Raw genomic sequence first — 9,638 nt, 5'->3', positions numbered from 1 at the left:
GGATAGAAGAGCATTCCGCCTCGTCTTATCCCTGGCTAAGAGGCCCACATTTCTGTAGATATGCCAGAGGCATTGGCCGACCTATATTGATGGGTGCTCCATCCACCTCCGCCTCCTTGGGACAGTCCTCAACCCACAAGCTTTTAGCTTCAACCTTTGAGAGAGGAGCGAGAGGGGAGGAAAGACCAAAGGATGTGCCAGCTCTTCTCTCAAGAAAATCCTTTTTTCCCTGAAGGAGACTCTCAAGCCCTTGAGTTCTACAGTTCGCTGGTAAAGGTCATACCAGAGCCTCTTCCCCTTAAAGAAGACTTTGGTATCGAGCCTCACATTCCCACCACAGATACAGCGGAGTTTGGGTACCTTCAAGGTGATGGAACCCGCCTCCGTTCCCAGCCTCCTTGAGTAGCTCCCATTTCTTAAGAAAGAAGAGGCCCTTTTTGTCCCAAAGCGAATGCAGTAAAATCTGGTCTCCTTGTCTCTTGAAACTTCCCTCTTTTCTCTCTTTCCCCTAGAAAGTTCCTTTTCAATTTCAAGGTACAAAAGATATTGGAGAGTGCTTTCCAGTTCCTCCCTGGTTCTTCCCCTTACTCTCTTCTCTACCGTCTCAAAGAGGGTAAAACGGTCGCCTAAACAATCATTTAGTGCTAAACTCTCCATTGGGACCCCTTTCTTTGGTTGTTGGTTTTCTAACACAATCCAAACTACCAAAGATTGGGTCCCATTTCTATCTCAAAATTTCTCAATCACCAATAAACGGAACCCTACTTAATCCTATTAAAAAAGATTAAATCGTGAGGTATAAATGAAATAAAGTGGCAGGTAATACTGCCACTTTATCCCTCCATTTTGTGGCGAGGGGCGGAGTTGAACCGCCGACGCCCAGATTTTCAGTCTGGCGCTCTACCACCTGAGCTACCTCGCCAAAAATCGGTTATTGGTCAATATGATTGTTCCATCAACTATTAGCCATCGACCATCGACTGCTTTTACTATCGACTATCGACGGCTCTTTTGACTCATCCCTCTTCACTGATTTTATGGCGGAGCCGACGGGATTTGAACCCGCGATCTCCGGCTTGACAGGCCGGTGTCCTAAACCGCTGGACGACGGCTCCATTCTCATCGTCTTTTCAACTTGTTTTTGGTGGGCGAAACAGGATTTGAACCTGTGACCTCCTGCTTGTAAGGCAGGCGCTCTCCCACTGAGCTATTCGCCCTTTTTAGTCGGTAGTCTATTAGTTGGTAGTCGGGAGTGAAATATTGCTTATATTATAAAATCTTATTTTTATTTTACTACAAACTACTAACTCCATGCTCCCGACTCGCCGTAAAGGTGTGGTGCCCCCAGGGGAATTCGAATCCCCGCCACCGGCTTGAAAGACCGGTGTCCTAGGCCTCTAGACGATGGGGGCGCTGTGACTTGTCGGAGGTTCTCGGTTCAAGATTTAACCGAACTTTACCGCCATTGAGCCAAAAGCTTTTACAATGGTGAGCCGTGGAGGAATCGAACCTCCGACCCTCGGATTAAAAGTCCGATGCTCTACCTACTGAGCTAACGGCCCATAATTGGTTCACAGTTCACCGTTCATGGTTCACGGTTATTAAAATTATCAATTAATTCAAAGACTGCTATCGACTATCGTCCATTGACTATTGACTGCTTTTGGGTTTGGAAACTTTAAGGGAGAGTCGAGCTCTCCCACCATTCTCTTTAGATTTTACACAGCTGAAATGAAGATATCAACCTCTATCCAGGTTGTCAATAAAGGCGAGGCTGAAAGCCTCGCACTACGACCATTAGACCATACGGAACCATTAGTCCACGTAGAGTGACCCTTTTAGGGTCGCCCGCAAAATCTTTCCTTAAAAGTCTTTCGCCCACTTGAAATTCTTATGCTTTTGAGTCAAAATTCATTTGTGACCATCCTTTTTAAGGGGCGATTCTCTAGGGTTTGAAAACTTAAAACCACTAACAAAAGCATTATCAGAATCCCGGCAGCTTACAGGGGGTGCCTAAGTGGTATCCCCTGTGTTTGCACTCTTAGGGGGTGGAAGATGAATCTTCTAGTATCCAAAGTGAACAGAAGAACGACGATAAATGTTACACATCGGGATATTGAGAATATTCTTAGCGCCACTTTGAGCTCTTCCAACCTTTGGGAGATAACCGATCTCTCTCATAGACCTTTTAAGCTCGTTGTGGAAATACTAAAAGAGTTGCAGGAAAGGGGATTGGTTATCTTCAAAAATTCCTCCATCTCCCTGACGAAAGAGGGAAAAATTTTTTGCAAGCAATATAACGTGACCCCAAAGGCGAATCATGGATGCCCTGCTTGTCGGGGAAGGACCGTCTCCCTCGCAAAATTCGAGGATTTTCTACCCCGTTTTGAACAAATTGTAAGGAATAGACCCCAACCCATAATGGAGTTTGATCAGGGATTCGTTGGACCCACCATCGCCTTTGCCAGAATCGCTCTTTTGGCGGATAGAGGTGATATCCAAGGGAAAGAAGTTATAATCCTGGGGGATGACGACTTAGTGAGCCTCGCCGCAGCCCTCTCCGGACTACCCAAGCGAATCACGGTTCTCGAAGTCGACGAGCGGTTAGTCGACTTCATCAAGAATACAAGCGAAAAAGAAAATCTTCACATTGAAGTGATTCCTCACGATCTTCGCTTCAGGCTTCCTCCAGACCTTTTGGGGAGTTTTGATACATTTTTAACCGATCCACCGGAGACAATCGGTGGATTGGAGCTTTTCATCGCCAGGGGATTGGCTACTTTAAAAGGAGCCGGTTGTGCCGGTTATTTCGGTCTGACCATGATTGAATCATCCCTTCAAAAATGGGGTGAGTTCCAAAAAATTCTAACCCATGAGTATGGTGTGGTCATCACCGATATAATCCATGATTTTAATATCTACGATAATTGGATGTACCTTCTCGAGAGCATAAAGGATGATATCGGACCCCTCAGAGAAGCACCGAAGAAGCACTGGTATAAATCGTCCATGTTCAGAATCGAAACCATCGAGGATTTCCTCAAGCGTAATGAGGATATCACAAATGAAGAGCTATATAACGATCCCGAAAGTCTAATCTGGATCGAGGAGCGATGATTATGTGGCAAGTTCCAAATATGGTCTCATTCACAAAGGGTACAGCGGAAGGACATTCACACTTGAACGCCTTCGACAATGCCCTTTTAGCGGGGGGAATCGGCAATCTAAATTTGGTCAAGGTGACTAGCATTGTGCCCCCTAAGGCCAGAGTTGAAGCAATTCCCTCCATTCCCGTGGGGGCTCTTGTGCCAACGGTATATGCCCATATCACCAGCAATGTCAGTGGTGAAATAATATCAGCCTGCGTGGGTATGGGATTAAGTTCGGATTCCCAGGGTGTTATAATGGAATACGCCCATCCGGGGTCAGCCACCGTGGCGGAAGAGATAGTAAAAAAGATGCTAAAGGAAGCCTTGGAGAAAAGGAATTTGTCATTGACGAAAACCATATTAATTTCCGCGGAACATAAAGTTAAAAAGCTTGGCTGTGCCGTGGCAGCCGCAATTCTTTGGTGGGGGTGATGAAAACGAAAAACGTGGGCAGGCACTTGGTCATTGAATTTTGGGACTGCAAAAATCTGAATTCAGCGGAACTCGCAGAAAAAGCTCTCCAGGAAGCGGTTCGAGCTTGTGGTGCCACATTGCTCGAGTTGAAGGTGCACCAATTCTCTCCCCATGGAATAACGGGCGTAGCTATGATCGCGGAATCCCATATCTTGATCCATACCTGGCCCGAACTTGGATATGCAGCAGTGGACGTATTCACCTGCGGGGAGCAAGTCGATCCCGTGGCCGCTATAGATCCATTCCAAAAACATTTCTCCCCCAAACATGTACAAATGGTGGAAATAAGAAGAGGTGTTCTTCGTGACTGACGACTGGTTTACCGAGCCGGGCTCGTCGGGTTTTGAACACCGCTATAAAGTGAGAGCTATTTCCTTCAAAAAAGAGACCGCCTTCCAAAGGATCGAGATCGTGGATACCTTGGAATTCGGAAGGATGCTCGTTCTGAACGGGGCAGTTCAAACCAGTGAGAAAGATGAATTCATCTATCACGAGATGCTCGTCCACGTTCCCCTGCTTTCTCACACCAAACCGAGGAGGATTCTCATCATTGGGGGAGGAGATGGAGGCGCCTTAAGACGAGTGCTCGAACATCCCGTGGAGGATATCGTCCTGGTCGAGCTGGATGAAGAGGTCGTAAAGGCGTGTCGAAAATTTCTTCCATCTATAAATGGTGACGCATTCCTGGATAAAAGGGTCAAGATCATCTTTGACGACGGGGCGAAATTTGTCGGGAATTCCCGGGAAAAATTCGATGTCCTCATCGTAGATTCCACCGATCCCATAGGACCAGCAAAGGCTCTATTCACAGAGGGGTTTTACCGTGCCGCCCATAACATCCTCTCAAAGAATGGAATCTGTGTCACTCAGAGTGGTTCCCCAACCTTTCAAATGGAAGAGCTTCGTAACGTATATAATGGATTAAAGCAGGTCTTTCCCACCGTGCGGGTTTACCTTGCCTTTGTCCCCACCTATCCCGGCGTCTTATGGAGTTTTACCATAGCCTCTAAAAAATGGGATCCCGCCGCCGTCCCCCCTGAAAAGGTCAAGGAAAGATTGATATCCTCCAACATTTCAACGCGCTATTACACCCCGGAAATCCATACCGCGTGCTTCATTCTTCCCAAGTTTATCCAAGGGATTTTAGAGGAGGATACTTCCTTTGAAACCGCCCTATAGAGATAAGTTCTTGGCCTCCCAGGATAACCTCAATCCAGACGCGATAATCCTTGGAGCACCTCTGGATAAAACCGAGAGCTTTCGTTCCGGAACAAAACTTGCCCCAGAGCGAATAAGAAAAGCCTCCGAAAGCCTGGAAACCTTTAGTCCCACATTGAGAAAGGATTTACAGGACATCGTCCTCTGCGACTGGGGGGATATAAAAATGGAGGATTCCATGGAAATATCCCTAGAAAGGATCAAAGAAGAACTAATTCGAGCCAGGGAAAAGGCTTTTACGGTAATCATTGGTGGTGAGCATACTCTGACCTTGGGTGCCGTACGGGCTTTAAGGAAAAGCTTTTCCCCACTCTTCGTGATCGAGTTCGATGCCCACCTGGACCTTCGTGAAAGCTATGAGGGAGAAAAAATTTGCCACGCCACCGTGGCTAAGCGGATTTTGGAAGAGATAGGGGGGTCTTTCCTCATTCAACTCGGGGTGAGATCGGGAACAAGGGAAGAATACGAAATTTCAAAGAAGTGTTTATTATCAACACCCGAAATATCCATTCCATCCCAGCTTCACGATAAAATCGGGGATTCGGCCGTTTACATAAGTATAGATGTGGATGTTCTGGATCCATCGTGTGCTCCAGGGACGAGCAATCCTGATCCGGGCGGATACGATTTTAAAGAATTGCTTTTAAGCCTTTACGAGCTCAAGTTCCTCAACGTAGTTAGCATGGACGTCGTCGAAGTTTCCCCACCCTTCGATGGTGGAGACATCACCTCCATAGCTGCGGCGAAACTAATCAGAGAATCCATTCTCCTCTTCACCAACCATTTAGCTTAACCATGGATTATAAGGTGAGGCATAAGGCGAGCTGAAAGCCAAGGCGAGCTGAAAGCCTCGCACTACAGAGCTACAGGATTAGCTAGCTAGTGTCTGAAGTGTCTTCTCCCCGTCAACACCATGGCTATCTTATGCTCATCCGCGGCGGCGATTATTTCATCGTCTCGAATGGATCCCCCTGGCTGAATTATCGCCTTAACTCCGGCCTTAGCGGCCAAATCAACGGCGTCCCTGAAGGGGAAGAAGGCATCCGAGGCCAAAGAGGAATTTTTTGCCCGCTCCCCAGCCTTTTTAAAGGCTATATCAACAGCATCCACCCTACTCATCTGACCCGCGCCCACACCCACCGTGGCTAGATCCTTGGCAAGGACAATGGCATTTGACTTGACGTGCTTTGCCACCCGCCAGGCGAAAAGAAGATCGTCCCATTGCTTCTCCGAGGGATGAATTCTGGTCACTACCTTCATCTCGTCTCTACTCTCTCGAATTCGATCAACGTCCTGGACCACAATTCCGCCTTCCACCCGTTTGATGTCCTTCAAACCAACCATCAGCTCCCTCTCTTCTCCCATGTACATGATGATCAAATTCTTCTTTTGGGTCAGAATCTCCAGGGCTTCTTCGAGATAGGCAGGGGCGATTACAACCTCAAGAAAAGTGGATGTGAGCTTCTTGGACAAAGCTTCATCGACCACCCGGTTCAGGGCGACGATGCCCCCGAAGGCGGAGACGGGATCGGAGGCATAAGCCCTATCGTAAGCGGTACATATATCGCTGGCGAGACCGACTCCACAGGGATTCGTGTGTTTGATGACTACCGCCGCGGGCACAGTGAATTCGCAGGCCAGAGACCACGCGGCATCCAAATCCAGGATATTGTTGAAGGATAGCTCTTTCCCGTGAAGTTGCTGAGCATAAACCAAAGAATGTGGTGGTGCGCCGATCTCTCGATAAAAAGCCGCCTTTTGGTGTGGATTCTCGCCATATCTTAAATCCTGAATTTTTTCAAAGGAGAGATCGAGGAGTCTGGGGAATTCTTCTAAATCCCTCGCCAGGTAATGATAGATCGCCTCATCATAATGGGCCGTATGTCTGAAGGCATCGATGGCCAAATCAAGGCATGTCTCCCTGGAAATACAACCATTGTTCCGTCGCATTTCGTTGAGTACTTCATCGTATCTCTCAGGCTGCACCACGACCGCCACACCCTCAAAGTTCTTGGCCGCGGAGCGGATCATGGACGGACCACCGATATCGATTTGCTCTATGGCTTCGGCTAAAGTCACACCCTCCCTGGAAATGGTCTCGGTAAAGGGATAGAGATTCACCACCACCAAATCGATTGGCTCTATGTCGTGCTCCTTGAGTGTCTCAAGATGGGACTCCTTGCTTCTATCAGCCAAAAGAGCTCCATGAATCAATGGATGGAGGGTTTTCACCCTACCGTTCAATATCTCGGGGAATTTCGTAATCTGGGAAACCTTTTTAACCGGCACCCCCGCATCTTCCAAAACCTTTGCTGTTCCTCCCGTTGAGATTATCTCCACTCCGAAGTCCCTCAAGCCTTTAGTGAACTCCACCACACCTCGCTTATCGGAGACGCTAATTAACGCCCGCCTTATTTTAACCATGGTTCCTCCTTTCCTCCGTTTACTTATTTGCTTGGTTTGCTTGTTTGCTAGTTCGTTGGTTAGCTGGTTTTTCTAGCCAACCGGCCAACGAGCCAACCAGTCAGCGGATTTTAGCCGAGTCTTCCAGCCCCTCCCCTTAATCTCCTTCGGAAGGTCTCACTTTCATCGATTATCTCATTTCTGTTAGAATCAGTTATGATCTCCACCCTGGGAAGAGTACTTGGATAAAGTGAAATTAACTCATCCATCAGGAGATCATTTACACCTGATTGTCGGATGGCAGAATGGTTCCAATTCCTCACCAGCCAAAGGGTTTTTTCCTTCCCCCCCTTCGAGAAGGCACAGGTCAAGATGGCAATGACGATGACATGACCCGATATGCACGCGATCTCCGCAGCCTTTAGGGAATACCTATTCCCATTGAAAGATATTGCCAGACCACCATTTCTCCTCACCAAGTCAAGGGCTTCAACATCCGTGATGCTATCACCCACGTATATCACTTCACTTAAGGAGTTGCCCGTCTTTGCCAAGCTGTCTAAAACGGCTTGAGCTTTCTCCCATCCCCCAACGGGATTGATCTCTTTTAACAACCGCCCACATTTCATCGAAGCCATTTCCCTCCAAAATATATCATCCAATCTGGCGATGATCTTTTGGGTTTCGAGGGACAAATCCTGCAAATATTGCACATCGGAAGACATCTCTAACGGAGGCATGGCTACAATTTCCTCCACAAGCTCTTTAAGCCTTTTGGTCTCCCGCTCTTCAATTTCATATCCATCTATATCCAATTTTGTGCAATAGACATTCTCCAGGGGAAAATCGAGAAGACGGCATAAAACACGTATATAGGGCTCGTAACTGGTGCTCACGATGAAAATGGGTATCCTTTGACGAATGAATTGTAGAATTTCTTTCGCCCCGGGAACCAGAGAGAGGTTCGCCTCAGAGTACCTTTCAATCTTAAGATTCGTGGCACCATAAGCCTTCAGGAACGGCGATATCAATCGGAGGGTGTCCCCGGCTTTGTACCCCGGCCTCTTGGCGATATCCGCCAGATAATCGTCGTATCCACTCACCTGCGAGAAAAACTTCATCCCTTGGGGGATAAAGTGACAGGTTAGCTCGAGAGCATTGTCATTTAGGGAGATGGGTCCCTCGCAATCGGTGTTTAATTGACACTTGATCAATTCAGCTCACCTGTCGACCATTCTTTGAGATGGGCGTTTATTTCCCGACTTAGGTTGAAACCCTCGGTCAAAACCTTACCATCCACAATGACCGATCTCACTTCTCCTTCAGATCCGCGGGAGATATTGATCCTTCCCTCCGCAAATCGCTGAATGGTGTGAAAAATCAGGGGTAGTTCCCTAATGACCTGATTCTTTCGTATCTCCTTAAAAAGCGGATTTTCTTCCCCTTCCTCTCGAATGATTTGAGGCAGTGTTTTTATCTCTAGTTTCTCATCCAAATTCTTCCACAGTTCATCGAAGGATGCACCCCTGATGGGGAATGCGCAATAGGTGATGGGAGGACCCTTATCCAATTCCTCGGTGACCAAATGGATCATGATTCCGGTTCTACTTTGTCGCGCTTCAATCAACTTCCAGATAACCTCCCGCCATGTGCCAGTGGGACCCCCAGGGGCAGCGGGGTGAAGATTAATCATGGGATATTTTCTACACATTTCCCCACTTACAATGAGCATATATCCGGCTAAAACGATGAGATCGGGATCATATCCCCCCAACAGTTTGGTGACCTCCCGATGATATCGATCTCTCCACTGCTTAAGAACGATGGGGTCTCCCTTGCTCTTTCCCCGAAGATCCGGCTCAAATTTTTTGGAGGAAAAGCAAATCAGAGGAATGCCAAAGCTTTTCACCAGCTCAAAGAATTTGTCGCTCTCCTCCGCTTCGCCCTCACCCCTATCACTGAAGACGAAGATGATTTGAGCTTTAATGGCGCCTTCCTTTATGCCCGAATGAATCGTGGTTAAAAGATCCCGAGCGGCCTTATCTCGACCCGTGGAGAACCAGCCAATTTTATAAGCCATCGTCTCTTCCCCTCCACTGCAATGTGTATACTCTGAGACTTTACCCATCATTCTGCTCAATCCAGTAGATAAAAATTTAAAATGCAAAGATCAAAAATCAAAATTACAGAACAAAATCCAAAATTTTGGGACTTTAATCCGTAGACGCGACAGCGTTCTTAGGGGTGTTTTCGGAGCACTTCACCCCGACATGGTGTTAACCCATCTTGCTAATAATACATTTATACATTGTCATTTTGCATTTTGATTTTTAAATTTTGGTGATTCCCACCTAACTGGTACTGTGATATGATACCTTTATGCTTGATAACCAG

General features: G+C 47.2%; 9 protein-coding genes and 5 tRNA genes. 5 read left to right on the top strand and 9 right to left on the bottom strand.

Annotated elements, in window-relative coordinates; translation table 11 throughout:
- Positions 1-81 precede the first annotated feature (81 nt).
- From QMD66_07770 to QMD66_07745, 6 genes are all read right to left on the bottom strand, one after another.
- Positions 82-657 (bottom strand): transposase, encoded by a 576-nt coding sequence (locus QMD66_07770; GenBank protein ID MDI6822719.1) that lies wholly within the window; start codon positions 655-657, stop codon positions 82-84.
- Positions 658-849: 192 nt separating this feature from the next.
- Positions 850-922, bottom strand: a tRNA-Phe gene (locus QMD66_07765).
- A gap of 116 nt (positions 923-1,038) precedes the next feature.
- Positions 1,039-1,115: transfer RNA gene (locus QMD66_07760), tRNA-Asp, on the bottom strand.
- A gap of 27 nt (positions 1,116-1,142) precedes the next feature.
- Positions 1,143-1,217 (bottom strand) — tRNA-Val (locus QMD66_07755).
- A gap of 119 nt (positions 1,218-1,336) precedes the next feature.
- Positions 1,337-1,412, bottom strand: a tRNA-Glu gene (locus QMD66_07750).
- 74 nt (positions 1,413-1,486) lie between these two features.
- A tRNA-Lys gene (locus QMD66_07745) sits at positions 1,487-1,562 on the bottom strand.
- 493 nt (positions 1,563-2,055) lie between these two features.
- Between QMD66_07745 and QMD66_07740 the strand changes: the two genes are divergently transcribed.
- From QMD66_07740 to speB, 5 genes are read left to right on the top strand one after another with little or no spacing between them, the layout of a single operon-like run.
- Positions 2,056-3,117 (top strand): bis-aminopropyl spermidine synthase family protein, encoded by a 1,062-nt coding sequence (locus QMD66_07740; GenBank protein ID MDI6822718.1) that lies wholly within the window; start codon positions 2,056-2,058, stop codon positions 3,115-3,117.
- Positions 3,118-3,119: 2 nt separating this feature from the next.
- Positions 3,120-3,581 carry an arginine decarboxylase, pyruvoyl-dependent gene (locus QMD66_07735; GenBank protein MDI6822717.1) on the top strand — a complete coding sequence of 154 codons (462 nt, stop codon included), beginning with the start codon at positions 3,120-3,122 and terminating at the stop codon, positions 3,579-3,581.
- Positions 3,581-3,934 carry an adenosylmethionine decarboxylase gene (gene speD / locus QMD66_07730; protein MDI6822716.1) on the top strand — a complete coding sequence of 118 codons (354 nt, stop codon included), beginning with the start codon at positions 3,581-3,583 and terminating at the stop codon, positions 3,932-3,934. Before QMD66_07735 ends, speD begins: the two co-directional genes overlap by 1 nt.
- The gene (speE, locus tag QMD66_07725; GenBank protein ID MDI6822715.1) at positions 3,927-4,802 is read left to right on the top strand and encodes a polyamine aminopropyltransferase; all 876 of its coding nucleotides are present in this window, start codon (positions 3,927-3,929) and stop codon (positions 4,800-4,802) included. The genes speD and speE overlap by 8 nt, the downstream gene beginning before the upstream one ends.
- A complete protein-coding gene (speB, locus tag QMD66_07720; GenBank protein MDI6822714.1) occupies positions 4,786-5,634 on the top strand; it encodes an agmatinase in 849 nt (282 codons plus the stop codon). Before speE ends, speB begins: the two co-directional genes overlap by 17 nt.
- A gap of 86 nt (positions 5,635-5,720) precedes the next feature.
- On the opposite strand, the gene purH is transcribed toward speB, so the two are convergent.
- The 3 genes from purH to QMD66_07705 form a co-directional block, all read right to left on the bottom strand.
- Positions 5,721-7,265, bottom strand: coding sequence for a bifunctional phosphoribosylaminoimidazolecarboxamide formyltransferase/IMP cyclohydrolase (gene purH / locus QMD66_07715; GenBank protein ID MDI6822713.1), 1,545 nt, complete (start codon positions 7,263-7,265; stop codon positions 5,721-5,723).
- 110 nt (positions 7,266-7,375) lie between these two features.
- A complete protein-coding gene (locus tag QMD66_07710) occupies positions 7,376-8,458 on the bottom strand; it encodes a hypothetical protein (GenBank protein ID MDI6822712.1) in 1,083 nt (360 codons plus the stop codon).
- Complete coding sequence (locus tag QMD66_07705; GenBank protein ID MDI6822711.1) at positions 8,455-9,324, bottom strand: formyltransferase family protein; 870 nt, start codon at positions 9,322-9,324, stop codon at positions 8,455-8,457. The genes QMD66_07710 and QMD66_07705 overlap by 4 nt, the downstream gene beginning before the upstream one ends.
- Between the last annotated feature and the right edge of the window lie 314 nt (positions 9,325-9,638).

The sequence above is a fragment of the Actinomycetota bacterium genome (assembly GCA_030018275.1).
GTDB lineage: Bacteria > Actinomycetota > Aquicultoria > Subteraquimicrobiales > Subteraquimicrobiaceae > Subteraquimicrobium.
Note: the sequence above shows the minus strand (reverse complement) of the source record. Positions and strands in the feature narration are given on the sequence as shown.

Excerpts from the sequence above, each read along its gene's own strand:
- QMD66_07735 (MDI6822717.1), top strand. The coding sequence starts at position 3,120 with ATGTGGCAAGTTCCAAATATGGTCTCATTCACAAAGGGTACAGCGGAA.
- QMD66_07705 (MDI6822711.1), bottom strand. The coding sequence starts at position 9,324 with ATGGCTTATAAAATTGGCTGGTTCTCCACGGGTCGAGATAAGGCCGCT.
- speD (MDI6822716.1), top strand. The coding sequence starts at position 3,581 with ATGAAAACGAAAAACGTGGGCAGGCACTTGGTCATTGAATTTTGGGAC.
- QMD66_07770 (MDI6822719.1), bottom strand. The coding sequence starts at position 657 with ATGGAGAGTTTAGCACTAAATGATTGTTTAGGCGACCGTTTTACCCTC.
- purH (MDI6822713.1), bottom strand. The coding sequence starts at position 7,265 with ATGGTTAAAATAAGGCGGGCGTTAATTAGCGTCTCCGATAAGCGAGGT.
- QMD66_07740 (MDI6822718.1), top strand. The coding sequence starts at position 2,056 with ATGAATCTTCTAGTATCCAAAGTGAACAGAAGAACGACGATAAATGTT.